Origin of the sequence: uncultured Shewanella sp. (genome assembly GCF_947495455.1) — a bacterium.
Lineage (GTDB): Bacteria > Pseudomonadota > Gammaproteobacteria > Enterobacterales > Shewanellaceae > Shewanella.
This window is the reverse complement of record NZ_CANLZC010000034.1, coordinates 23,287-49,121: the sequence shown is the minus strand read 5'-3', so window position 1 is coordinate 49,121 and position 25,835 is coordinate 23,287. Positions and strand designations below refer to the sequence as shown.

Sequence of the window (25,835 nt, the reverse complement as noted above, 5' to 3'; positions counted from 1 at the left end):
CGCTTTTCGCTTTTCGCTTTTCGCTTTTCGCTTTTCGCTTTTCGCTTTTCGCTTTTCGCTTTTCGCTTTTCGCTTTTTAAACCAGTGTGAATATAAAAATAACCATCGGAAACAAGGATGTTTCCGTTTGAGCCTATAGGGACATATTCACGGCGAGTTATTTTTGTATTTACACAAAAGCCTGCGGCAGGCAATAAACTCGAATATGGCTATGATTTTCAATTAGCTACCCAAGACAACGACGGATAAATGACGTTATCATTGAGTATACTTGCAAAATACTTGAAGAAAAATCCATATAAATGAGCGAGTACCAATAAGCCATCCATAAAAAAGACCACTTAATGTGGTCTTTCGGTTCGATCATACAAAATCAATTCTATTGATTTTGTATCAACTCCTTTGGCGAGCAGGCTTATTCGCCGTCGCTTTGTGCTTACGTACTGCACGACGAATTTTTGCGCCGCGCACTTTATTACGGGCCACACTGTGCTTATCGGTACCTAAAAGTGTGCGCGTCTCAGCTTGCATGCCCGCTGTTTGACGCAAGTAATTGACTTGCTCAATGGGCAGCTCAATCCAGCCACCACGAGGCAATGACTTAGGCAATTCAATATTGCCATAACGAATACGGATCAAACGGCTCACTTGCACTTCTTGTGATTCCCACAGACGGCGAACTTCACGATTACGCCCTTCAGCAAGAGAAACGTGCCACCATTTATTCATGCCTTCGCCACCAGCAGGTTTAACTTTATCAAAGCTGGCGGGACCATCTTCTAAGATCACCCCTTTTCGCAGGCGCTGAATACAAGCATCGGTGACTTCACCAAAGGTGCGCACCGCGTACTCACGCTCTACTTCGTTAGAAGGGTGCATGAGTCGATTGGCCAGCTCGCCATCAGAGGTAAATAACAATAATCCTGAAGTATTAATGTCCAAACGCCCCACTGCCACCCAACGTGAATCTTTAGTGCGAGGCAGACGATCAAACACCGTTGGACGCCCTTCAGGATCTTTACGGCTACAGATCTCACCTTCCGGTTTATGATAAGCAATGACGCGGCATACCACATCTTCTTCAGCTTTAATTGACACCGCACGACCATCAATGCGCACCTTGACATCAGATTCGACGCGATCGCCTAATTTTGCAATTTCACCGTCAATACTAACTCGACCTGCAGCAATCCATGCCTCCATCTCACGACGGGAGCCATGGCCTGCACGGGCCAAGACTTTCTGCAATTTTTCACTCATTAGTAGACTCTTCTATTTTTTCTTTTCAATGTTCTGGCGCCATTTCCTCATTGGAAAACAGGCCCGCTAACGACTCAGGATCCGTTAACAGCGGTAAGGCCGTTATACTCTCTAAGCCAAAGTACCCTAGAAAATCGGCCGTGGTGGCATATAAAGCGGGTCTGCCCGCCACTTCTTTATGGCCCACGGTTTTAATCCAATTTCTGTCTTGTAATGTTTTGATGATTTGGCTGCTCACCGCCACCCCTCGAACTCGCTCAATGTCACCACGAGTCACAGGTTGCCGATAGGCGATCACAGCCAAGGTTTCTAATGTGGCACGTGAATACTTAGGTGATTTTTCTTGCCAAAGTGGCTGTAACAATGGACTTAATTCGGTTAAGGTTTGAAACCGATAGCCATTTGCCACTTTCACCAACTGTACGCCTCGCCCCTCATAATCTTGTTGCAATTGCTCAATCGCCCTTTGAATATCAGCTCGCGATACCGAGAGTGACGCTAGTACTCCAGATTTTAACCCGCTGATCGTCATAGGTTTTGCCAATACAAACAAGCTTGCTTCTATTAGCTGTTTGAGCTGTTGTTCATTTATCGTTGACAATTAATAAGCCTTTACATGTATGTTTGAGAAAGGATCCGTTTGGATCAACTCAACCAGTAACTCCTTAATGAGTTCCATCAGGGCCAAAAAGCTCACCACCACACCACTGCGTCCTTCAGTGATATCAAATAATGCCTCAAAAGGTAAATAGTCTTGCCCTTTGAGCTTGGCTAAAATTTGTGTCATTCGCTCACGTGTCGATAAAACCTCACGTTCTATATGATGATGAACATGGGCTTCCACCCGTTTCAAAATCTGCGAAAATGCCCTTGCCAAATCACTTAACGAGACCTCAGGGGGCAATAATTCTGGCTGAATATTATCAGCAGGAGTTGCCCTTGCCTGAAAAAAATCCCGCTCTAATCGCGGCAAGTTATCCAATTGCATTTGCGCTTCTTTAATCACTTCATAGGCCTTTAGCTGCCGAATTAATTGCAAACGAGGATCCTCTTCTTCCTCCTCGCCCAGATCCGGCTTGGGCAGTAATAACCGCGATTTAATTTCAGCCAAAGTCGCCGCCATGACTAAGTAATCTGCTGCCAACTCCACCTTGCTGCCTTGTAAAAAGGCCACATATTCTAAATATTGCTCCGTGATCACATGAATGGGCAAGTCCACCACATCCAGCTTTTGCTTACGGATCAAGTACAGCAATAAATCCAATGGCCCTTCAAAAGACTCTAAAAAGACTTCCAACGCTTCTGGAGGAATAAAAAGATCTTTGGGAAAAGCCTTCATTGGCTCGCCTTGGATCACGGCTAAGGGGGTGGAGTCTTGATGCCCTTCCATCCGTTTATCCTCTTAGTTAAATCTCTATCTTACTCATTAGTTTGTTGAGACAAACAAGACAGACCGCCTTTAGCTCACAACCCAATTTGATGATAAAGGGATCATTATCTGCGCGCGCTCAAGTTAAACATGCATTCAAGTTAAACATGCACTCAAATTAAACATGCGCTCAAGTTAAACATGCACTCAAGTTAAACATGCACTCAAGTTAAACATGCACTCAAGTTAAACATGCGCTCAAATTAAACATGCGCTCAAGTTAAACATGCACTAGGGATCCCATTAATGCAAATAAAAATCCCTCTGTTTATTGAAACTGTTTGCTATTGGCTCAACTTGCCCCGCGCTAGCTCCTGTTTTAAGCGTGCGCCATTACAAAGGCGCGATTATACCTGCAACAAAGTGACAATTAAAGAAAAGGCGTTACATCTCCCGCCCCTTCTCGAATAACCTTGATGTCCCCTTCTGATAAATCAATCACTGTGGTGGGTTTTTCACCTAAATAGCCACCATGAACAATCACATCCACTTGATGTTCTAACAGATCACGAATGTGCTCAGGATCGGACTCGGTAAAATCTTGCCCTGGCAAAATCAAACTCGTTGACATCAGTGGCTCATCGAGCGCTTCCAATAAAGCTAATGCAATCACATTATCGGGCACACGGATCCCAATGGTTTTCTTTTTAGGACTTTGCAACCGCTTAGGCACTTCTTTTGTGGCTTTAAAAATAAAGGTATAAGCCCCTGGCGTATGATGCTTAAGTAAGCGATAAGCTTGATTATCCACTCTGGCATAAGTCGACAACTCAGATTGATCACGACACATCAAAGAAAAGTCATGATCGTTGTCAATTTGCCTAATTTTTGCAATGCGGCTCATGGCATTTTTATCACCAATTAAACAACCCAATGCATAGCCTGAATCCGTTGGATAAACAATCACTCCCCCATTTTTTAATGCATTAATAGTTTGATTGACTAATCGTGTTTGAGGATTATCTTCATGTACGTAAAAAAACTGACTCATTTTGCTTCCATCCAACGTTTTGATTCCCAAACCCAATTAACACCTTGGGGTTGAAACAAATTACGGCCTAATTCTATCCAGCTACCGGGAAAGTGAAAATCACTGCCTAAGGAACAAGATAAATTATTTAATACACTTAATGCAATTAACTGAGCGCGATCGTCAATGGTCTGTTGACCTAGCACCACTTCCATCGCGTCCCCACCCGCTCCCTTAAAGTCTCTGACGAGCCGCTTCACCCATTTTGTAGACAATTTATAACCATGGGGGTGAGCCAGCACAGCGACACCGCCCGCTTGGTGGATCACATCAATGGCCTGCTCCATACTTCCCCAATTATTGGGCACATAACCGGTTTTCCCCCGTGCTAAATACCGTTTGAACACATTGGCGGTATTGGTCGCATAACCTTTCTCTGCCAGCCAACGTGCATAATGACCTCGGCTAATAGCGGCGTCCCCCGCGTAGGCTTTCGCTCCTTCATAGGCGCCTTCTATGCCCGCTTTTTGCAAACGCTCTCCGATTTCTTTGGCACGCTCCCTGCGCAAAGTACGCTGGTTTTCAAGAAAATCCACTAATACTGGATTATCCACAGCCACTTTTAAGGCCACAATGTGAATATCGAAGTTATGCCAACGGGTTGATATTTCAACGCCATCAATCAAAGTCAGAGGGGTCGCATGGGCATTATTATAGGCATGAGCCTCAGCAAGCCCATCTGTTGTATCATGATCGGTTATCGCAAACACCTTCACGTTTTTTTCGATTGCCCGCTCAATTAATTCAGACGGTGTTAATTGCCCGTCTGACGCTGTGGTGTGACTGTGCAAATCAGTCAATATTATTTCATCTGTCATGGGGGCGCATTCTACGTGAGTTTTATCTTATTAGGGAGTTTAAATCAGCATTAATGCGTAATTAATTGGCTGAATCGTCCGCTCAAGCATAATTCCTTAACCATTAGCTTTATTTGTTTCGCAAACCTGTCAGTCCATGTTCAAAAAAAGCAGGTAAAAAAATGCCAATCAAGGATATGATTGGCATTATATCGATGTTAAATTGAAAAGCTTTATCGCACTTTACGTTGCTCGTTCATTAATTCTGTGAAAGTTGAAGAGACTTGCTTAACAATGCTGTCGGCAACGGGCTTGTCATCTGCATCCGTTAAATAAATCGCCGTTTTATTAGGCTCACCCGGCACATCTTTTAAGGTGATTCTGTATTCGCCTTCGGGGATGGTCATGTCACTGTCACTCCAAATGGAGCTCCAAAAACCAGAGTCATCGACCACTTTCACAAAATACACGCCTAACTTAGGATCTGTGTCCGTAATATCAAAGCCCATTTCAGGGATCACTACCCCTAATCGCTCCCAAGCGCGTTGGAAACCGGCATCCGCTATCCAATGCGGTGCTTCACCACTGTCATTAATGAATTGAACGGTGATCCCTTGACTTTCTTCTAAGCGTTTGTTTTTAAGCGCGCGATCACGTTTAATGCCAATATAACTCACCACCTCATTGAGCATATCGATAGTATAGCGACGCTTATCATCTGCCGTTAATAAAATATCTTGAGGTTCACCATTATAGCTTTGCTCATGCTCAGCCAAATTAATGGTTAAAGACCCCGTGCGGCCATGAGGACTCACATTGATATCAAACAAATAACGTTGACGTAAAACAAAGACCTTATCTTCCCCCCACATACTGGAGTCGACCACTTCTTTGGTGGTGATCCAATCGGTTTCTAGGGTGCCGGCATCAAAATTTTCTTTTAAAATCTTAATACCTGCTTTTGACAAATACTCTTTCACATCGCCAAACAATTCTTGTTTCAGATCAATATCAATACCTATGCTTTCAACAATGACTTTGATATTATCACTGCCTTCTTCAACCCGCGTTCCTTCTGCCATAGGCAAAACTTGAAGCGGCGGACGAATATCTAAAGCGGGACCAATCAATTTCGGATCGGCCTGACTCCCAATAGCAGGAATGTCATATTCTAAACTGTATTTAGGGGTTAATAGTCCTTCAGGGATCGTCAGATCAGGCGTTACCTTTGCATTGGCATATTTCTCAGCACCATTGGCTTGTCTTCGTTCCATGGACGTACTGCAAGCTGAAACAGCTACAATCAGGATCAGTGGTGTGACTTGCTTTAGCATTATATTAATTCACCTCTATGTGGGCTTTTTTCATTTCTTCTACTAACAGACCATGATGCTCATCAGAAAGTTCCGTCAAAGGAAGACGAATCGTCCCGTTAGGGATCAATCCCATACGATGAGTCGCCCACTTAACCGGAATAGGGTTCGCTTCACAAAATAAAGCGCCAAATATTCCTTTTAAGGGGGTTTCTATGATCTTGGCTTTTTGAGTATCACCTGCCAACTGTGCATCGCACATATCTTTAAACTGTCTAGGCACAATATTATTAGCAACAGAAATAATCCCATTGCCGCCGAGTTCGATAAATTCACGGCCAGTATCATCATCGCCACTGTACAGTAAAAAATCAGCGCCACATAGCTCACGTAAACGCGCAACTCTTGACACATCACCAGTGGCTTCTTTAATACCAATAATATTGGGTACACTTGCTAATTCGGCAACGGTTTCAGGTAACATATCCACAGCCGTTCGCCCTGGTACATTGTATAAAATTTGAGGAATATCGGTACTGGCTGCCACGGCTTTAAAATGGGCAATAAGGCCTTTCGGTGACGGCTTATTATAATAAGGTGTGACACCTAACATCGCTGCCACTCCCACTTTCGCTTGCCCTATGGTTAATTCAATGGCCTCAGCGGTGGAATTAGCCCCATTTCCACCAATAATGGGAATACGTCCCTTTGCGAATTTAACCACTTGTGCCACAACGTTAATGTGCTCTTCGGTCGGTAACGTGGCTGACTCGCCTGTAGTACCGACGGCCACAATGGCATCAGTCCCTTGGGCGATATGGTATTCGACGAGTTGTTCTAAGCTTGCAAAATCTACTGAGCCATCACTATTCATTGGTGTGATTAAGGCTACAATGCTTCCGGTTATCATGTGTCTTCCCCAGGGGTTCAGGATTCGCTATGGTACTGATGACAAGGTTGAAAAACAAGCCCTAGTCTACTCTCTCAACCCGTTATCCGCAATTCTCATTCAAGGAGATATATGATTAATGACCATTTAATGAATCGATTTTCCCCTTCACCCTGCCACTTAAACAAGTTAAAAATTAATATTCAATGAGTTAATTCACATTTTCCCCCTTCATCACGTGATTTAGATAACATGATACTATTTATCCCTGATAGCAAGTTTAATTTTACGTTAGGGTGATAGTGACTCCCCACAAAAAGAATAAGTTGTGATAGCATTACCCAAGAAAAAGCATGAAAGCCCCTTGGCTGCTACTATTTTAATCAATAATGAGGAATTGGAATGTCCAATCACTTGGTTGTCACATCAATGGGCGCTGATCGTCCTGGCATTGTCAGTAAATTTGCTCGATTAGCCAGTGACTGTGACTGTGATATTGTCGACAGTCGAATGGCATTATTTGGTAATGAGTTTACGCTCATCATGATGCTATCAGGATCTTGGAGTGCAATCTCTCAAATGGAAGCCCAATTACCAGAATTAAGCGTCGCCCTTGAAATGATGACGGTGATGAAGCGTACGTCAAAACATACCGCACCTCACTATCCTTCTCGCTTAGAAGTGACATTTAATGGCGTCGATCAACGCGGTACCATGCAAAAAATTACTCAGTTTTTAGCAGATCAATCCCTTGATCTCGCCGCCGTTCGCTCCTACTCTGAAAATGATCAAACAGACGGTCCAACACAACACGTCTATTTAAGTATTAATGTTCCCGAAACAGCGACATTGGACACACTTGAACTTAATATCAAACAACTTGCCAATGAACTGTCTCTTGCGTGTAACATTCAACGAATGCAAAATATATCGGCACATGAAAATCAGGACGCTATAACACAATGAATACGTTAAAAGCAGGCGATAACGCCCCCCATTTTACGCTTATGGATCAAAATCAAAACAGTATTTCACTTGAGGACTGTTTAAAAAAAGGGCCGGTACTGGTTTATTTCTATCCTAAAGCCATGACACCTGGCTGCACTGTCCAAGCCTGTGGATTACGGGATAGTCAAGCCCCCTTGAATGAGAAAAATGTCACCGTATTAGGCTTAAGTCCCGATCCTGTGGCTAAATTAGCGAAATTTGCCGATAAACACGCGCTCAATTTTTCACTATTAAGTGATGAAGATCATGCCATTGCCGATGCTTTTGGTGTGTGGGGCGAAAAGAAATTTATGGGAAAAGTCTACGATGGCATTCATCGCTTGAGCTTTTTAATTGGTCAAGACGGTAACGTGAGTCACGTGTTCGATAAATTTAAAACCAAAGATCATCATGAAGTCGTACTGGCACATTTAGAAAAAGAATAAGCTTGTACTCAAAAAGGTTTCAGGTGCTCGCCCTCTCGTTGACTTGAAACCTTACATTTTTTACACACTCTTTCAAGATCACAATAAGTTTAGATAAGGCGCAATCAGGATCACAGCAAGAGACCACATGACTAAACAAATTGCCCTATCCAGATAAACCCAAGCCTGTGAATGGGTAAATAATGGACTTAAATATTTTGCCCCAAAACTTAAACTGAAAAACCAAACTAGCGATGCCATAATCGCCCCAATAGCAAATAAAGTGCGCTCAAGACCTTGAAATTGTACACTAATACTACCTAACAATAGCACAGTATCTAAATACAAACTGGGATTTAACAGACTCACTCCTAAAGTAAGCAATAATACTTGGGAAAAGGAACCAACAGATTTGGACTTCATACTGAGCTGTTCATTGCAAACGAAAGACATATACAGAGCATGGGCACCATAGCCAAAAAGAAACAAGGCACCACCAACTCTTGCCACATTAACAATAACAGGATAAGCATCAATAACTTGACCAAAACCTAATACGCCAAAGGTGATCATTATGGCATCAATACACGAACATAACACCGCAATAAGCAGAGGATAAGACTGCCTTAACCCTTGTTTTAGAATAAAGGCATTTTGCGCTCCCACAGCAACCGTTAAGCTCCCTCCTAGACTAAATCCTTGTAAAAAAGCGATTTCCATTCAACCTTTCCTCGACAAATATCAAAATAACCTGTTCACTGATTATCGAGCTGCTCAGGTGACGCTGATACAGCCTCAGGCACTGGCCAAGCATTGACAACAGCTTTGATCAAAGAGGCTAAAGGTATTGCAAAAAACACCCCCCACACCCCCCACAAGCCACCAAAAATCAAGACTGCGGCAATAATAAAAACAGGGTGTAAGTCCACCGCATCTGAAAAAACGATTGGCACTAACACATTGCCATCAAGGGCCTGAATAATGCCATAACCTAACATGAGATAACCAAATTCAGGTGTGATCCCCCATTGAAAAAAAGCTACTAAAGCAATAGGTAATGTCACCAAGGTGGCACCAACATAGGGGATCAGCACAGACAAGCCCGTTAACACGCCAAGCAAAGCCGCATAACGAAGATCCATTAAAGCAAAAAAGAGGTAACTCACTACTCCCACAATCACAATTTCGATCACTTTACCGCGAATGTAATTTAAAATTTGTTGATGCATCTCACGCCAAACGCGATGAGAGAGTTCTCTATTTTGTGGAAAGAATCGCGTTATGCTTTTGATTAAACTCTCCTTATCCTTTAAGAAGAAAAAAACCAATAACGGCACTAAAATAACGTAAACCATGAGGACTAATAGGGAAGCCGAGTACCCCAATAAATGTTTACCAAAATTCAATAAATGTTGGGTATCTAACAGTTTTTTGATTTCCAATATCATGCTATCTAATTGGGCAGTATTGACCCATTGTGGATATTGGTTGATGTAAGATTGTAAGGTCTTCAATCCTTGATCTAACATAGAAGGTAAATCAGACGTTAACGCCACTCCCTGACGCCAAATACTGGGCACTAAACCAAACACAGTTAATACACAAAGCCCTAAAAAAATCAGTAATACTATCGATGTCGCCGCCGTACGCTTAATGCCTAAACGCCCCATTTTGGCGACAGGCCACTCCAACAAAAAAGCCAACACTAAAGCAACCAATAAGGGAGCTAGTATATCAGCGGCGAAATACAAAATGCACGCCCCGCCCAATAAAATCAACACTAAGGTGACGGCTTGGGGATCGCTAAAGCGCCTCTTATACCAATGACGAATAATCGAAAACATGTGACTTCCTAAAAGGATTTCTAAAATAATAGATGAAAATAAGGCAAATCGGCGTCATTTATCCTGATCACCTGATCAGAGTTGACGTACTCATTCACCCTATATAAAAATAAAAACGAGTTGTTTTTCTTAAGAGCTGAAATTTCAAAGGGAAACGCTCAAGCGCATCACGCCTTGATCTATAACAGTTTCATAGCAATAACCCTTTTTTTTTAAAAACAAGGGAACATCTTGCTTAGAACCTGTGTCTGACAATAACACAATTAAAGATTGATTAGGCTGCAGTTGTTTTAAGGCCAACTTAAACTTAACCAGTGCTAACGGGCAAACATCATTTGTTAAATCAATAATATTCATAATCAACTTGCTATCAACAATCTTTGCCTATTATCCTAGTAATACCAATCTAAGTAAATAAATGATCATTCAGCGGGAATTAAAAATACGGTAGGAAAAGTCGTTAATTGCTCCTGCATTAACAGACAGTCCCACCATCCATGGCGGTCGCGTCTGTTTGACGCTAATAGTGATTCTATATCGAAAAGTGAAATCACAAGCTTGTCATTTCAAGTGCTTTATGTGATATCTTGCTCGCCATGTACTGCAAAAGGCGCTAAAGCAAGATAATATGTGTTGTATCGTTGTTGCTGTAATCTATAGAGGTTAAAAAGGATCCATTTGAGTAACTCTATCTTTTCTAAAAAAATACTGGCAAGTACCTTATCGCTACTGATCTCGATAAGCCCCGCTATGGGGAAAAATAGCACTGAACTTCCGGATTTAGGCACGGCTGCGGTTAATACCTTTAGCTTAGAAAAAGAAGCCATTTATGGTGATGCCTATATGCGGGTGATCCGCTCCTCCAGTCCGGTTTTAAATGATCCCGTGCTCAACCAGTATATTACTGAGCTTGGCAATAAATTAGTTGCCCATGCTCAAGATGTCAAAACACCCTTTTACTTTTTTCTCATTCGAAATGATGAAATCAATGCCTTTGCTTTCTTCGGCGGCCATGTCGGCGTGCACACTGGACTCTTTTTAAATGCCGATAACGAAAGTCAGTTAGCCTCAGTGTTAAGCCATGAAATTACCCACGTCACCCAGCGCCATTTAGCCCGCTCTATTGAAGCGCAAGATAAAACATCCACCGCCACCATGGCAAGCATGTTAGGCGCCATTTTACTGACTATTGCCGCTCCTCAAGCGGGAATGGCGGCACTGGCCACGACACAAGCCCTGTCGACACAAGCAAAAATCAATTACACCCGCTCTAATGAAAAAGAAGCAGACAGAATAGGCACACAAGTAATGGTTGATGCGGGGTTTGATCCTAAAGCCACAGTTGACTTTTTTGCCAAATTAGCTGCCCGTTATCGCTATACCACCACGCCGCCTCAAATGCTGCTAACTCACCCTTTGCCAGAATCACGGATCACCGATGCTCGCAATCGTGCATTGCAATATCCCAATCGCTATGTGCCTGACAATTTGAATTTTCAACTCGCAAAAGCCCGTATTCAAGTTCGCTTTTCCAGCTATAGCCCTGAAGCGGCATTGAGCTTATTTAATCAAGCATTAAAAGATAAAAGCTATACCTTTAAAAGCGCAGCCCTCTACGGTAAGGCGCTGGCCTTATTTCGCTTAAAAAAATACGATGAGTCCAAAGCGATTATTGATAACTTATTGGCCAAAGATAAGCATAACGTGTTTTATATCGACACAGAAACCGACTTATTGCTGGAAAAACAAGAGTATCAACAAGCAATCACTATGCTCAAAAATCGTCAACAGCTCAAGCCAACTTCCATTGTCATCAATACTAATTTAGCCAATGCCTATATTGAAGCGGGAGAGCCTACAAAGGCCATTCCATTATTAGAAGATCTTATTTTTCTCAATAAAGAAGATCAAATTGCCTATAGTTTGTTAGAAACCGCCTATCAAAAACTCCACAATAAAGGCATGGCCTATTTTGTAAAAGCCGAATCTTTGGCACTGATGGCCGATTATAAAAACGCCATCGATCAACTCAATTATGCTTATCGCTATTCAAAAGGTAAGCCTTTACAGCTGGCGCGGATCAATGCCCGCATTCAACAATTTAAACAGGCAGAGAAAACACTCGACAGTTTGAAATAAGTTCATTGGCCAAAACAGTCAATTACAGTATCATAAGCCGAATATTACACATAGGATCAACCTTGTTATGACACAAGTCAGCATATACCATAACCCTAGATGCTCAAAGAGCAGACAAACATTAGCCCTATTAGAAGAAAATCATTGTCAAATTACTATTATCGAGTATTTAAAAACGCCACCGAGTGCACAGACATTAACGCAAATACTGGATTTATTAGCCCTCACGCCGAGGGAGTTGATGCGCAAAAAAGAAGCAGAATATAAAGCCCTTAATTTACAGGATGAAACCCTCAGTTCCGCTGATCTGATTCAAGCCATGGTCTCAAACCCCAAACTCATTGAACGCCCGATTGTGGTGACCGACACGCAAGCTGTCATTGGTCGACCGCCAGAAAATGTCTTAGCCTTGCTCGATCAGGATAAGTCCTAATGAATACCCAAACCCTTTTTATCTTGTGCCGCGCAGGCTATTGTTTATTATTAGTGCTGTTAGGGACGCAATTTATCCATCAAGGGATCAGTGGCGAATACTCACTGATATTCAGCTTATTGTGGCTTGCCCCCCTCTTATTTCCCTTAAAAGGCGTGTTAACAGGTAACCCTTATACCTACGCTTGGGGCAGTTTTATTTTATGTTTGTATATGCTCCATGGACTGACATTACTCTACGTCACACAAGATCAATTCATTTTTGCATTAGGTGAAGTCTTACTCATCAGTGCCCTATTAATCGGCTTTCCCTTTTACGCGAGAATGCGAGGAAGAGAGCTAGGCTTAGGATTAAAAAAGAAACAGAAAGCTTAGTATCACAGTTATAAAATAAGCCCATTGTCGCTCTGCTTTAGCGCGACAATGGCGCCCCTTTCTCTGCTACACCTGTGATAATTCAAGCTTATCAAACCCACCAAGCATCCATTATTCACACCCAATGATTATACCATGTTGGATCAAAACCTGCCTTATACTCACCCTACTTTCACAAAAAACCAGCCAGTAAAATCTACCTAACCTGAACTAGGGATAATGAGTGTCAAAAATGTGAGGTAACCCATTTAATATTAAAAAATTGAATAAAATTGGGTCATTCTTTATTTTCGGACTTGGCTTAATACTGCAATTTTTGTCGATATCAAGGCGGGATTTCGTATCTAATAGCGGGCTATTAGTAGAAAACACAACACAGATAGGGGCAAAAATAGTGCTATTAAGCGGCGCTGCTTATCCCGAGTTCAGGTTACCTAATACCACCCTATTCTCACAAAAAACCAACCAGTGTTCTATTGTTACATTTAGGTTAAATAAAACGATAAAAAGTGGACACAAAATGAAACTTAGTACACTGTTATACTTTGGATGTGCAATCACCTTGCTCAGTTTGCTCAGTGGGTGTAATGATGAAAATAACGCGTCGAGTATTAGCTCAACTGCCGAAATCCAAACAGGAGCCTTAGTCGTTAATGGAGCGGTGGCCAATATTGCCTACATGACACCCAGCTTAACAGGAAAAACCGATCAAAATGGACACTTTAAATACCGCGCAGATGAGGGCACAAGCGAAACCGTTATTTTTTATATTGGCAATGAAAATAATAAATTACCATTGCCCGCAGTAAACGCCAGCAATATTATTAGCTTAGGCAGTTGGTATACCCAATATGACAACATCAATATACCCATTAATATTAAACGACTATTGCTGACCTTAGATGACGACTTGAGCAGCGACAATGGCCTTAACCTCATCGATACCGACTCTCTTGAACTAAACACTGGTATCCCCCTTGACTATACCCTTGACAGCGATAGTTTTGAAATCAGCTTACTCTTGTTTGACGCGCTCAAATCGCTATTTTTAAACCATACAGGTCTAGGACAACTCATTGAAGAAACAGTCGCATCAACGGCTTTCAACAGTTATATTGAGCCACAAGATAGCTTTTATGATCCTAACGATTTAAATCTAGGCACCACAGTCCCACTGGATCATACTTTTCGCGTCAGTGAATTTGGCAGTGACAACATCGCAACCGATCATACTTATCAGCTTTGCATCGACAACCTTTTATGCCGTGATTTAACCAATCACTATAACGTCACTAAACTTGAAAACACCTATAATACCTCAAAAGAAACCGCATTCGACCTAGATCTCACTCTTGGGGATACTCAGCACAGTATCACTGAAGATGATATTGAAATAGCGAACTTTACCACAGGCGCTGCCGATAATCCTCAAGGCCATTACACTAACACGCCGGAAATCACTGATTATACTCTTGAAGAATTAGAGCAATCTTATGAAGATGCACTCAATTTAACCCTTGCTGAACGAGCCTTAATTGAACCCGTTTTTCCGCATATTGCCAATCCTCCTTATCGGCACCGTATTCACAGCACAACATTAACCTATACCACAGCCACTCCCGATGGAGAACTCATTGAACTCTCGGCCTACGTGGCGTTTCCTAATGTCGATAATTTATTAAATCCATTAACCAGTGAAGATGTTAAAATACTCAGCTATCAGAAGTACACAGGCGAAAATGTCGGTAAAACAGACAGTGCCGCGCAACTATTGGGAAATCTCGCCGCTTCAAATAACTATTTTGTTATCGCCTCTTATTATATCGGTCATGGCGCCACTGATGGTGATATTCCCGCCTACTTAATTGAAGATGCCGCGGCCACTTTTAGTCTCGATGCCCTTAAAGCCTTTGAAGAGTTTTATAATGAAAACTACACAGACGACACAGGTATCACCATAGACATCACCAGCCAGCCCACCTCATTATTTGGTTATTCTCAAGGTGGCCATTCCACCATGGCGGTGATGCTCAGATACCTGTATGAAGGTTATACGAACTTAGCAGCCACATGGGCGGGTGAAGGCCCTTATAATCTACTCAGTACCATGGATGGTATGGTATCTCGCTATTTAGACAGCACAGATGACACCTATTTAAATTACACTGAATATGCATTAGTGCCTTATCAAGTGGGTTTTTTACAAGAGTATATATTGCCTAGCTATAGAGAATATTACGGACTCAACCTTGACGATGATGACGTCTTTATTGAAACCAGCTTCCTCGGCAATACGGTTTATACGCTCAAACCCAGTTTTGCACTTGAATATACTTATACCAATAAATACGACACCTTAAAATCACAATTGTTTAAGAACAGCCTGACAAATATGTCAGAAATCAGCTTATTATTTGAAGATACCCCTTTTGATGTGGCATTAAATGAGTATATGGCATTCAAAGAGATCGATTTTCCAATATATCTCTATCAATATGAAGAAGATGTACTAGTGACAGAAGGCAATTATGAAGACATGGCCGCTCTGCTTGAGCAGAATGTCATCAATAATATTAATAGTACGCGAGGTGTCTGTGAAGTCACCGAAGACGGCATTATTGCCGCCTTAGATCAAAAAATCTTTGATTTATTCACACTCGATCCTACCGGCACCCATGTCATTTGCGGATTTTACATGCTCAATGATTTTATTGACACTTTTTAAAAAATACTCATCCTTATGATTTAGCTGATGATTTAACGCCATTGGCGTTAAATCATGCCACGGGCTTGAGTCCTATCAAATACTGCTCAAAATCCACTAAGTAATCATATTCAGTAAGAATATGCCTACCAGTATTGATAAATCCATGGGTTGAGGGAATGGCAAAACGAACATAACGGGGATCAACGGCTTCAAGTTTATTTGACACAGTAAAAGTATAATGAAAAGGCGTCTTCTTATTATCCGTTAAAGTCACTTTAACTTGTGTACCATCAATAAGATGTTGAGTCTTTGCATCAACAAAGTCATGACTCGGTTGAGCAGCCTTTTTTTTCGGTGTCACTATCATGTAAGCAATACCAGTATCAATAAGTAATGGCGTTGTTTGCTTAAAAGCGGGGAATTGACCACCTTTAGGCGGTAACAATGTCGTGGTGGCCATTGCCGTCTCACAGTTTAAAGGAAAAGAGAAATGGTTAAAGCTTTCCCTAACAGCCTCAGAAAAACCAAAACTGACATGTGAGCGAGTAATAATATAAGCTTGTGAATAGTCCCTTTGGAGCATTTGAGGTAAGTTTAAAAAAGGGTTATAAGTCTCACCATACACCTTAGAGTGGATCCCCACTCCCATCATGCTCACTTGCGACACATCTTCACCGATTTTTTCTTTCACCGCAAAAACAGGGATCTTCTCAATTTTTATGTGATTACCTTGATGATCCCTCAGCTCAAAGCTAGTGTATATCCACTCTCCGTCGTAATGCGCACCACTGGAACTATAGTGAGGGGCTGGAAGCTGAGGGTAAACTTTTTCACAGGTTGAATAATTAGCAATGGCCGAACACGGTACCACTATACCTGTGGAGCCTGTGTCCATCAGTATAAGACGCTCCTCACCTCCTCCAATTTTTGCCAAAAAACGCAGCGTATATTGCACACTATCAAGGGGGCCTGAATCCGTATAGTAAATAGATAAGGGAGCTGAACTTGTTTGACTTTCTATCACTCCCCCTTCTTTTTCATTCTCTTTTTTCATCACACTATGCTCCTAACGGCTTTAGCCATTATTTCGAGTTCTGTTTAAATAAAGCATAGTGGAGTCCATAGCCTCCATAGAAGCAAATGACAGGATCAAAACAATCATTGTATAAAAAACATTGCTAGGTGTTAATGCTAGCATTTCTGTCACTGTACCTTAATATTTCAACTTCTCTTTTGTCTTACCTCTAAAAATATAATAAGCATAACTGGTATAAATGAGTAACAGAGGGATCATAAAAGCAGCAGGGATCAAGGTAAAGGATAAGGTCATATTTGAAGCTTTTGCTTGCTCATAAGTCAGCTCGTAAGGCACGATATAAGGAAAAATATAAATAAACATACTCAAATAAGTCAGTATAAAAATAAAAACACTGAATAAATAAGGTAAGTAATGACGCTCGCCTCTAATAATAAAAAATAAAATAATAAAATTAACCAGTGTTAATGACAGCAGCAAAATCAGTAATACCATTTTAACTGAAAATAAAGCCAGACTCTTGTGCATCTCCGTTTGCAAGCCTAAAACCAGCATCATGATCAACAAAATAATGGCGAGTACCATGGCCAAATCTTGTGCTTTTTTTAACAAATCACCTTCGGTTTTTAAAATTAATCGACAAGCCCCTAATAACATATAACCTATGGCTAATGTGATTGCTGAGGTGATCTTAAAAACCAGTCCATCCAAATAATGGGCATTGGCATATCCCACCACCAACTGACCGACTAAATAGCCATGTATTAAGGCTATCATTAAAGATGAGATGAAAAAAAGACGATCCCAATTTTGAATCCCTTTCGTCGACTTCAGTCTAAACTCAAAGCAAATCCCTCTAAATAACAACATCAGAGCCAATATAATCGCAGGAAGGTAAATTTTAGGAAACAAAAAAGCAAAACCAATAGGAAACATGCCATAAAATGCCGCTAAAGAAAAAACCAGCCATGTTTGATTACCATCCCAGGTGGGCAATAAGACACTAATCGCAATATCTTTCTGATCATGATTAAAAAAAGGAAATAACCCTCCCACCCCCAAAGTAAATCCATCGAGGATCACATACATCAATAATCCAAAACCAATAATTAATAGCCAACTTAAACCGAGATAGTCCATTTTACGCATCCTTTTTCGAAATATTTTCTTCAACGGATTGAAAATATGCATAAGGCATTCTTTCGGTTCCTGCTGCAGAAGGGCCTTGCTTAATAATTCGGCTAAAATAACGAAAATAAAAAAAGCCAAACACAATGCAATAAATCACAATAATTAACGCTAATGAAATAGCCACTTGGATCACACTCAAGTCACTGACAACATCTTCTGTTCGAATCAAATTGTAAACCACCCAAGGCTGGCGACCGAACTCAGCGGTAAACCAACCCGCTATTATCGCAATAAAGCCAATAGGCGAACAGATCACACTTAAAGAGAGAAACCAGTTAGTCTGTTCCAATCGCTTTTTAAGCAATAAAATCGTGCCTATGACGCCCATCATTAACATCAATATTCCAATGGCCACCATGACCCTAAAGCTATAAAAAACAACGGCCACTAAAGGTCTATCTTGTTTATCCACACTCTTTAGCCCTATCAGCTCACCGTCCATTTGATGAGTATTAATCAATGAGGCTAACTTAGGAATTTCTATGGCAAAACGATTAATCTCCGCTTCTTCATCGGGATAGGCAAATAAAACCAAAGGGGCACCCTTTTGTGTATTCCACACCCCTTCAATGGCCGCCGTTTTAATGGGTTGATGTTCATGAACTTTAATGCCCACTTCATCCCCCACAAAAAATTGCACTAGGCTAAATAACAAAATACTCACCACAGAAAATCGAATACAAGGCAAGGCAAAATCGTGATTGATTTTTTTGATTAAATAATAGGCGCTCACGCCCAATATCACAAAAGAGGTACTTAAATAAGCCGCAATCAACATATGCGAATATCTGGGTAAAACAGAAGGGTTAAAAATAACGTCAAACCAACTCGTTATGATAAATTGACCATTAACATAATCCACTCCGTTAGGCGTTTGCATCCATGAGTTTGCCGACAGGATCCAAAAAGCCGATATTGTCACGCCCAAAAAAATCACAATATTTGAAAAATAATGTAATGCTTTACTGACTCTTCCCCAGCCAAAAATCATAATGCCCAATGCGCCCGCTTCAATAAAGAAGGCCGTCAACACTTCATAGGTAAACAAGGCTCCCAGCACAGGCCCCACTTCCTTAGCAAAGCCAGACCAATTAGTGCCAAACTGAAACTCCATGACGATGCCAGACACCACCCCCATGCCAAAAGTCAAAGCAAAGACTTTAGTCCAAAATTTCACAATAGTAAGATATTTATCATTTTTTGTGATCAGCCAAACCCCTTCAAAAATCATCAAAAAAGCAGATAAACCAATACTAAAAGCAGGGAAAAGGATATGAAAGCTGACAGTAAAAGCAAACTGAATGCGCGATAAAATTTCCATCCAATCCATAGAATTTTATTCCCAAAACAATTATTAAGACTCATCACAACCAAGTATAGAAGCAAATCCATCCTATAAAGAAAAATATTGTATAAAGAAAAAACATTGCTTGAGAAAAAGGAAATGGCTTAAAGGTAAAAATTTTTTTAAAGATAAAAAAGCCCAAGAGGTGATAAAATCACCTCACATTCGCAGGCTAACATTGGCGAACTAAGACAACACCTCACTGAAAAACCAAACGGTGAAGCGTAGCGTCAATTACACCAAAAAATCCAGTAATGATTGGCACTCATTAAACTGCCTTAATCGCCCACCTATGGCATTGTGATGTTCAATCTTTTCAATGTGTGCACGAAATTCAGGACTTTGAGAAAAAGCCATTTTAAAACTTTCCGCCGCTTGAGTTCTGTGAGCCTGTGTTGGAAATAATTGCCGGATCTTTTTAAGCTCGCCATAATCAAGCCAAATCCCCCCACATCCAGGGCAACGGTCAATTTCAACCTGATTTTTTGGGCTATAGAAATGCCGCGCCATCACAATGTCGGGACATTGAGGACAATGGATCCTAAGGGTTAAATCTATCTTTGGGTTATAAAATGGCTCAAGATGCTCAACCATCACTTCCCCTCGCCGTTCATGTGCTTCATCAAAATGTTGCAATGCATTATTATCAAAAAACACACCACCACAGTGTGTTGAATAGTCGATACGGATCCCACCGACTTTCACTCGACTCATAGCCGTATGGGTTCTTGGACACAGCATAAATACATCCCTTTATTATGTTTTTAATGCTCATTCTATCATTGCGCTTGCCAATGTCACTAGTACGGAGTTAGCCAGCGGGCTCTAAGGGGGTCTTAGCGGGTTCATTTATCAACAGTCAACATCGAACAAGCTTGATAGAATCTCAAGAAATAAAAACCACCTCCAGAAGTGATGTCAGAAGCGGTGGTTTGGATTAAAATGACATCAATTAATCAAGCGTTGAGTAACGACGAATTAATTTTTAATTAATTCAAATATTTAATATAAATAAAGCGATATGGATGAACAGTGGTTTAGTCTATTTACACAAACTGGCCGCGCCTGCTTCGGCAACCCTGTGATCATTCTCAACTGTACTGCCACTTACGCCAATAGCACCGATAATATTGCCATCCAAATCTCGTATAGGCACACCACCAGGAAAGGTGATCAGTCCATTATTAGAATGTTCGATATTATACAATGCACCTCCTGGTTGGGATAACTCACCTACATTTCCTGTATTCATATCAAAATAACGTGCCGTTTTAGCCTTTTTAAGAGAAATATCAATCGAGCCAAGCCAAGCTCCATCCATACGTGCAAATGCAACCAAATTGGCACCAGAATCGACAATAGCAATATTCATTTTAGTATTTAATTCAATAGATTTAGCCTGTGCTGCGGCAATAAGCTTTTCTGCTTGTGCTAACGTAATATTCATGATGATAGTGACTCCATAATTGAGATCGTATAATAATTTACGGCACAGAAAACCTAACTCATATAACCAATAGCAGACTGTATAGTTGAAATTAGCAATGACCTAAAACAATACATTTTAGCTCCAATGAGATAACTCCTCGCCATATTCTTAATCTATATCATATTTAGAGATCGAACCACTATCAGACTTAAGTCTAAAGTCAAGCTTGTTTCACTCAATCTCATTCAACAACGGCAAAAATCAATAAGAAAAAGCAATAAAAAACCACCGCTGAATGTGATATCAGAAACGGTGGTTTTGGTTGAAACTACATCAATTAACTATGGGTGTCTTAATTAATCCTATATTTAGTTAATCCAAATCTTTATTCATAAACTCTTGCAGCATAAAAAATTTCAGCAAAGACTTTCCAATTTATATTATCTGGAAACTCCTTTCCTTGGTTAACATAGAAACCGTCCATATCTTCAACCCATCCAGATATGGCCTCTAAAAAACTTAGTAAGTCTTGATTTTCCCAATCATCAGTATGATCTTTAAAGTCAACGATCATATTTATAATAAACTTAGAAAAATCCTCCTTTGTTAATACATTATCGAGCTCATTTACTAATTTTGACTTCATTACAAACCACCTCCACGGACTCTAATAGAAGCCCCCTCATTCTTACTCGTAAATTTGAATGCTTCATTTGCTATTTCGTCTGGGGTTGCCGGCTTTGTTCGTATTGGTACGCCAGCTTCTTGGAAAGCTTTTAACCGACGATTATCAAGAGAAAAAATTTTCCCATCTCGTTCGAAAATTCTGATTGCTGGCAGGTCATTGGCAGTGACTTTACCGGATTTCAAATCATCTATCAAATCTTTCAATGAACGACCATCCTTAAAAGTAGCCTTAATACTATCTTGCGTAAATCGAATAGAACTTGGGTCAGCTAGTCCCTCACCAACCCCTAGCCCACTTCCTTGTCCACTCCCCTTATGGCTATTGTGCCACGCCTGACCTTTACCGGGTTTGTAAGCATTAAGTTTATTGTTGTCTATACAATCATACAGATATTCAATTTCATAGAGGATCTTTGGATTCGCATTTGATTGCTTTAAGTATTTAAGCAGTGCACCTGCGGTTTCTTTAACGGTTTTCCCACCGATGAAATCAATACCTAACCCAATAGCGGCATTAATCAGGATTTGATTTCGTTCTTCAGGTGTCGCCTTAACAAAATCTTTAAACTTATCGACTAAATCATCGATTGTTTTGACAAATAAATAAGCCCGATAAAGCTGATATGCGGCTTGAAAGAAAAATTTATAGGCATTATTTTCAGCCGCATTGGCTCCTGCATCCGCTGCAATATTGACATCAGCATTGGCAACAAAAGCCACCAGCGCACTGCCTAATTTGGCTAGATCAACCCCTTGCGTCTTAAGTTTTTCAAGCCGCTCCATTGCTGTTTCAAGGCTAGTATGAGTTGCAATTTGAACTGCTTGTTGCTCTGTTGTTAATGCCTTAAAGGCATCTTCATCCATGCCAAGTTCAGCTAAAGCAGACTCAAGATCGTTTTCAGCCTTGTTATAAGCCTTCTGTGATTTAAAGGTATCCGCAATCACTTCCCCTACCACAGCGCCACCTGCGCCGGATAAACAGCTGATTTTGTTTTTCTTGTCGCTACCATGGACATTGGCGGTGGCTAAGCCAAGACCACACCCCAAGGCGGCATGGGACATATAACGCACAACTTGATTAATGTTCTTATTTTCAGCCGCTTCACCAATCTTACCCGCCATGTTTTTACCCAGCTTAGCGATAGCACTGGTTTGCATGGTTTGAACTTTTATAATTTAAAAAAAGTGATCGCCAAAGTCGCCGAAGTCACCGCCATAAACTAAGGTATTCACCCCAGCACTGATGGCTGATTCAGTAGGCATACAAAATAAAAAACCACAGCTATTGATATCAGTAGCTGTGGTTTTGGATTAAAACCTCATCAATTAATGATGGGTGTCTTAGTTAACCCGTTTATAGCTGCAAACTAGGCAAATAATTTTGGGTGTCTTGGTTAATGTTTCTGGATTAAAACCTCATCAATTAATGATGGGTGTCTTAGTTAACCCGTTTTCCCCTCGCCGTTCATGTGCTTCATCAAAATGTTGCAATGCATTATTATCAAAAAACACACCACCACAGTGTGTTGAATAGTCGATACGGATCCCACCGACTTTCACTCGACTCATGGCCGTATGGGTTCTTGGACACTGCATAAATACATCCCTTTATTATGTTTTTAATGCTTATTCTATCATTGCACTTGCCAATGTCACTAGTACGGAGTTAGCCAGCGGGGTCTTAGCGAGTTCATTTATCAACAGTCAACATATGACCTATTCATAGACCTATTCATAGACAGCCATTGTTAATAGTATATTTTAAGATCTCCGACTAAGCTTAATCAACTAGCTAAAAATAAGAGGTTACTATGCCCCGCCCAAGAAGAACGTTAATTAGCATTGAGGATACCCCTTACTACCATTGCTGTAGCCGTGTCGTTCGGCGAGCTTTTCTATGCGGTGATGATAAATACACTGGCAAAAACTATGATCATCGCCGCAGTTGGGTAGAATCTCAATTACTTAAATTGGCAGATATTTTTGCAATTGATGTTGCGGCGTTTGCAGTAATGAGTAATCATTTACATGTGGTGCTATATATTGATGTAGACAAAGCCAATAGCTGGTCAGATAGAGAAATCGTTGAGCAGTGGCATCAATTATTTAATGGCACTGCTATCACTCAAAAGTTTGCTAAAGGTGAAGTCATTGAAGCTCATCAAGTCACGCTATTAAAACATCAAATAGCGACGTATCGTGCTCGATTAAGCGACATTAGTTGGTTTATGCGATGTCTTAATGAACCAATAGCAAGGCAAGCTAATATTGAAGATAATTGTACAGGCCACTTTTGGGAAGGACGTTTTAAAAGCCAAGCCTTACTCGATGAAGCGGCACTGCTTGCTTGTATGGCTTATGTAGAATTAAACCCTATCCGTGCAAAAATGGCGAGTACACCCGAACAATCGAACTACACAAGTTTAAAGCTTCGTATAGAAGCTGCGCTAAAGGGAGAGCAGCCTAAACAGCTGCTCCCCTTTATTGGCAATGAACGCCAACAGCAACCAAAAGGTATTGGCTTTGGACTGAAAGACTATCTCAATCTCGTTGATGAAACTAGCAGAGTGATCCACTATGATAAACGAGGAAACATATCACCTAATGCAGAGCAGATATTGAATAGACTCAACATTCCAACCGAGAATTGGTTAAAAATCATTACTGAATTCGGAACATTGTTTCATGGGCCTGTAGGTACACTGCAAGAGCTAAGCCGTTACTGCGAGCATCTAGATAAACGCCGACGGCACTTTTCAAGCAGCTGCCAATATATACAACCAAACTAGGCCATCAGACCTCACTTTAAGACCAAGGTTACTCAGCTAAACAACTGAGTTAACACCTCACACCCTAAAAACAACCCTTTCAGTTCATTTAATCTGTTTTAGCACAATTTTTCATCATATCCTTTACTAAGTTAGTCTCAAGTTATGATTTTTACCCTTCAATCATTAAAAGCCTCTCTAAAGCCCGTTATCATATTGATTATTAATGACTGGCTTTGGTTTGTTTTGCTGATGGCAGATTCGGTAGGCATACAAAATAAAAAACCACAGCTATTGATATCAGTAGCTGTGGTTTTGGATTAAAACCTCATCAATTAATGATGGGTGTCTTAGTTAACCCGTTTATAGCTGCAAACTAGGCAAATAATTTTGGGTGTCTTGGTTAATGTTTCTTGGTTAATGTTTTAGTTAATCTTTGGTTATTGGGTGTCTTAGTTAATCTTTGGTTAATCTCATCAATTAATGATGAATGTCTTAGTTAATCCAATGACTGGATTGATTAATCAATCTTCAAGTAGATCTTGAATAAATTCACTAAAAGAACTATGAGTTACTTCATAGCTCTTATCTATCGGATCTACTTCTACAATACGCCATTCGTTTTCAGTATCAAAACCTGAACAATACCCCATAAAATCATCACCAAAAAATAAGATGTTTTTTAATTCCTCAGCCGATTCTTTATCATAAATTTCATCTGAAGCCATCAATCCACTATAGATCATATAAGAATCTTGCGCTAAACCACCAAAGCCTAACTCAGTTAAAAAAGAAATATAGTCTTGTGGTATATCTGGATGAATTTTAAATAAACCTAAAGACTCTTTGGAACTAATTTTCTGGAGGTTGAATAACTTACCCCCCAACTTAGCTTCACTCTGTAAATTAGCATATACAGGCATTCTATAACCACCTATCTAGGAAAAATTTCTCTTATTATACCATCTTTCCGATGTATCCCGCCTTGGTGTTGATCAGGAAAACGAGCCGGATGCATATTCCACCATTCATTTGGTCCACCATAACTGCTTTCGATAATATGATGAGCATCATATGGTTGACCAGCCTTCCTATTAATTTTTGTGCCATCTTTTGACATGAGGTTTTCGGTATATCGAGGCCATATTTGACCAGTATTTTTCTCCCACTCACTAATTAATTTATTTTTTGCTGTATTAAACTCGCGACGATGCTTCTTAGCTGCATGAGTAGATATTTTAGTAAACTCCTTTTCCCTAAGTGCATCCGCTAAATGCCCTCGTTGTTCTGCATTCACACTGAAATCCGTTTGCTGTTCTAAATCATCTAAATACTTCCTAGCATCACTTGATAGTTTAGTAAAACCTAAACTATTTTTACCAGAATCTTTTACTTCCCCTTTATTATTTGAATGGCCACTGCTTCCTTTATCCCACCCCAACTTAGGATGTTTAAAGGTGCCTTGTTCAATTTGGTTAATGACATCTTCAAAGGCTGCAGTTACCTTTTTGCCAAATTCAAATTTATTTAGCCCTGCTGATAACAACTTAGTCGCTGCTTTACTCCCCATAGTCATGATGACTTCAAAAATATTAAGACATCCATAATTATTTTCTTACACAACAATCCGAAATCTCCACATCAAAAATCGGCTCTGGATTCGATATCACTCATCCAAAGGTTAATTTAACATCAAAACTGTCGGTAACCATATAAAATCAGTTGATTTATGCGAATGACATCCAAGGTAAG

At 40.6% G+C, this 25,835-nt stretch carries 27 protein-coding genes; 7 read left to right on the top strand and 20 right to left on the bottom strand.

The features are described 5' to 3' along the window. Nucleotides 1-393 precede the first annotated feature (393 nt). The 7 genes from rluB to dapA form a co-directional block, all read right to left on the bottom strand. On the bottom strand, nt 394-1,260 hold the full coding sequence (rluB, locus tag Q0791_RS10950; protein WP_299006016.1) for a 23S rRNA pseudouridine(2605) synthase RluB: 867 nt from the start codon (nt 1,258-1,260) through the stop codon (nt 394-396). A 25-nt stretch (nt 1,261-1,285) separates the two neighbouring features. After that, nucleotides 1,286-1,861, bottom strand: coding sequence for an SMC-Scp complex subunit ScpB (gene scpB / locus Q0791_RS10945; RefSeq protein WP_299006013.1), 576 nt, complete (start codon nt 1,859-1,861; stop codon nt 1,286-1,288). Then, nucleotides 1,862-2,650, bottom strand: a complete 789-nt coding sequence (locus tag Q0791_RS10940; RefSeq protein WP_299006011.1) for a ScpA family protein — start codon at nt 2,648-2,650, stop codon at nt 1,862-1,864. Nucleotides 2,651-3,059: 409 nt separating this feature from the next. Further along, the gene (locus Q0791_RS10935; protein ID WP_299006009.1) at nt 3,060-3,680 is read right to left on the bottom strand and encodes an L-threonylcarbamoyladenylate synthase; all 621 of its coding nucleotides are present in this window, start codon (nt 3,678-3,680) and stop codon (nt 3,060-3,062) included. Then, entirely contained in the window at nt 3,677-4,537 is an 861-nt protein-coding gene (locus Q0791_RS10930) for a PHP domain-containing protein (RefSeq protein ID WP_299006006.1), read from the bottom strand. The genes Q0791_RS10935 and Q0791_RS10930 overlap by 4 nt, the downstream gene beginning before the upstream one ends. 212 nt (nt 4,538-4,749) lie before the next feature. Next, nucleotides 4,750-5,850: an outer membrane protein assembly factor BamC gene (gene bamC / locus Q0791_RS10925; protein WP_299006004.1), complete on the bottom strand. Its 1,101-nt coding sequence runs from the start codon at nt 5,848-5,850 to the stop codon at nt 4,750-4,752. 4 nt (nt 5,851-5,854) lie between these two features. Beyond that, nucleotides 5,855-6,739: a 4-hydroxy-tetrahydrodipicolinate synthase gene (dapA, locus tag Q0791_RS10920; RefSeq protein WP_299006002.1), complete on the bottom strand. Its 885-nt coding sequence runs from the start codon at nt 6,737-6,739 to the stop codon at nt 5,855-5,857. A 381-nt stretch (nt 6,740-7,120) separates the two neighbouring features. Here dapA and Q0791_RS10915 point away from each other — a divergent pair, with 381 nt between their 5' ends. Beyond that, on the top strand, nt 7,121-7,684 hold the full coding sequence (locus tag Q0791_RS10915; protein ID WP_299006000.1) for an ACT domain-containing protein: 564 nt from the start codon (nt 7,121-7,123) through the stop codon (nt 7,682-7,684). Next, complete coding sequence (bcp, locus tag Q0791_RS10910; RefSeq protein ID WP_299005999.1) at nt 7,681-8,151, top strand: thioredoxin-dependent thiol peroxidase; 471 nt, start codon at nt 7,681-7,683, stop codon at nt 8,149-8,151. The genes Q0791_RS10915 and bcp overlap by 4 nt, the downstream gene beginning before the upstream one ends. Before the next feature lie 78 nt (nt 8,152-8,229). Here bcp and Q0791_RS10905 read toward each other — a convergent pair whose 3' ends face one another. From Q0791_RS10905 to Q0791_RS10895, 3 genes are all read right to left on the bottom strand, one after another. Next, nucleotides 8,230-8,850: a LysE family transporter gene (locus Q0791_RS10905; protein WP_299005998.1), complete on the bottom strand. Its 621-nt coding sequence runs from the start codon at nt 8,848-8,850 to the stop codon at nt 8,230-8,232. 35 nt (nt 8,851-8,885) lie between these two features. Further along, the gene (locus Q0791_RS10900; protein ID WP_299005996.1) at nt 8,886-9,974 is read right to left on the bottom strand and encodes an AI-2E family transporter; all 1,089 of its coding nucleotides are present in this window, start codon (nt 9,972-9,974) and stop codon (nt 8,886-8,888) included. Between the two features lie 144 nt (nt 9,975-10,118). Continuing rightward, a complete protein-coding gene (locus tag Q0791_RS10895; RefSeq protein WP_299005994.1) occupies nt 10,119-10,331 on the bottom strand; it encodes a sulfurtransferase TusA family protein in 213 nt (70 codons plus the stop codon). 351 nt (nt 10,332-10,682) lie between these two features. Here Q0791_RS10895 and Q0791_RS10890 point away from each other — a divergent pair, with 351 nt between their 5' ends. The 4 genes from Q0791_RS10890 (at nt 10,683) to Q0791_RS10875 (ending at nt 15,645) form a co-directional block, all read left to right on the top strand. Continuing rightward, nucleotides 10,683-12,113, top strand: coding sequence for a M48 family metalloprotease (locus tag Q0791_RS10890; RefSeq protein WP_299006019.1), 1,431 nt, complete (start codon nt 10,683-10,685; stop codon nt 12,111-12,113). A 67-nt stretch (nt 12,114-12,180) separates the two neighbouring features. After that, nucleotides 12,181-12,546, top strand: a complete 366-nt coding sequence (gene arsC, locus Q0791_RS10885; protein ID WP_299005991.1) for an arsenate reductase (glutaredoxin) — start codon at nt 12,181-12,183, stop codon at nt 12,544-12,546. Further along, nucleotides 12,546-12,920: a DUF2069 domain-containing protein gene (locus tag Q0791_RS10880; protein ID WP_299005989.1), complete on the top strand. Its 375-nt coding sequence runs from the start codon at nt 12,546-12,548 to the stop codon at nt 12,918-12,920. Before arsC ends, Q0791_RS10880 begins: the two co-directional genes overlap by 1 nt. A gap of 520 nt (nt 12,921-13,440) precedes the next feature. Beyond that, a complete protein-coding gene (locus tag Q0791_RS10875) occupies nt 13,441-15,645 on the top strand; it encodes a hypothetical protein (RefSeq protein ID WP_299005986.1) in 2,205 nt (734 codons plus the stop codon). Between the two features lie 52 nt (nt 15,646-15,697). On the opposite strand, the gene Q0791_RS10870 is transcribed toward Q0791_RS10875, so the two are convergent. From Q0791_RS10870 to Q0791_RS10835, 8 genes are all read right to left on the bottom strand, one after another. Further along, nucleotides 15,698-16,684, bottom strand: coding sequence for a hypothetical protein (locus tag Q0791_RS10870; protein WP_299005985.1), 987 nt, complete (start codon nt 16,682-16,684; stop codon nt 15,698-15,700). Nucleotides 16,685-16,840: 156 nt separating this feature from the next. Beyond that, complete coding sequence (locus Q0791_RS10865; RefSeq protein WP_299005984.1) at nt 16,841-17,803, bottom strand: cytochrome d ubiquinol oxidase subunit II; 963 nt, start codon at nt 17,801-17,803, stop codon at nt 16,841-16,843. 1 nt (nt 17,804) lies between these two features. Continuing rightward, entirely contained in the window at nt 17,805-19,184 is a 1,380-nt protein-coding gene (locus Q0791_RS10860; protein ID WP_299005983.1) for a cytochrome ubiquinol oxidase subunit I, read from the bottom strand. 249 nt (nt 19,185-19,433) lie between these two features. Further along, nucleotides 19,434-19,940 (bottom strand): zf-TFIIB domain-containing protein, encoded by a 507-nt coding sequence (locus Q0791_RS10855; protein ID WP_299005980.1) that lies wholly within the window; start codon nt 19,938-19,940, stop codon nt 19,434-19,436. A 301-nt stretch (nt 19,941-20,241) separates the two neighbouring features. Next, the gene (locus Q0791_RS10850) at nt 20,242-20,646 is read right to left on the bottom strand and encodes a heme-binding protein (protein ID WP_299005978.1); all 405 of its coding nucleotides are present in this window, start codon (nt 20,644-20,646) and stop codon (nt 20,242-20,244) included. A gap of 367 nt (nt 20,647-21,013) precedes the next feature. After that, nucleotides 21,014-21,274: a hypothetical protein gene (locus Q0791_RS10845; RefSeq protein WP_299005976.1), complete on the bottom strand. Its 261-nt coding sequence runs from the start codon at nt 21,272-21,274 to the stop codon at nt 21,014-21,016. Next, the gene (locus Q0791_RS10840; protein WP_299005973.1) at nt 21,274-22,473 is read right to left on the bottom strand and encodes a hypothetical protein; all 1,200 of its coding nucleotides are present in this window, start codon (nt 22,471-22,473) and stop codon (nt 21,274-21,276) included. The genes Q0791_RS10845 and Q0791_RS10840 overlap by 1 nt, the downstream gene beginning before the upstream one ends. Nucleotides 22,474-22,734: 261 nt before the next feature. Next, on the bottom strand, nt 22,735-22,911 hold the full coding sequence (locus tag Q0791_RS10835) for a zf-TFIIB domain-containing protein (protein ID WP_299005970.1): 177 nt from the start codon (nt 22,909-22,911) through the stop codon (nt 22,735-22,737). Between the two features lie 215 nt (nt 22,912-23,126). On the opposite strand from Q0791_RS10835, the gene Q0791_RS10830 reads away from it, so the two are divergent. After that, nucleotides 23,127-24,104 (top strand): transposase, encoded by a 978-nt coding sequence (locus tag Q0791_RS10830; RefSeq protein WP_299005967.1) that lies wholly within the window; start codon nt 23,127-23,129, stop codon nt 24,102-24,104. A 503-nt stretch (nt 24,105-24,607) separates the two neighbouring features. On the opposite strand, the gene Q0791_RS10825 is transcribed toward Q0791_RS10830, so the two are convergent. Then, complete coding sequence (locus Q0791_RS10825; RefSeq protein ID WP_299005965.1) at nt 24,608-25,006, bottom strand: SMI1/KNR4 family protein; 399 nt, start codon at nt 25,004-25,006, stop codon at nt 24,608-24,610. An 11-nt stretch (nt 25,007-25,017) separates the two neighbouring features. Next, entirely contained in the window at nt 25,018-25,659 is a 642-nt protein-coding gene (locus Q0791_RS10820) for a hypothetical protein (protein WP_299005962.1), read from the bottom strand. Nucleotides 25,660-25,835 lie beyond the last annotated feature (176 nt).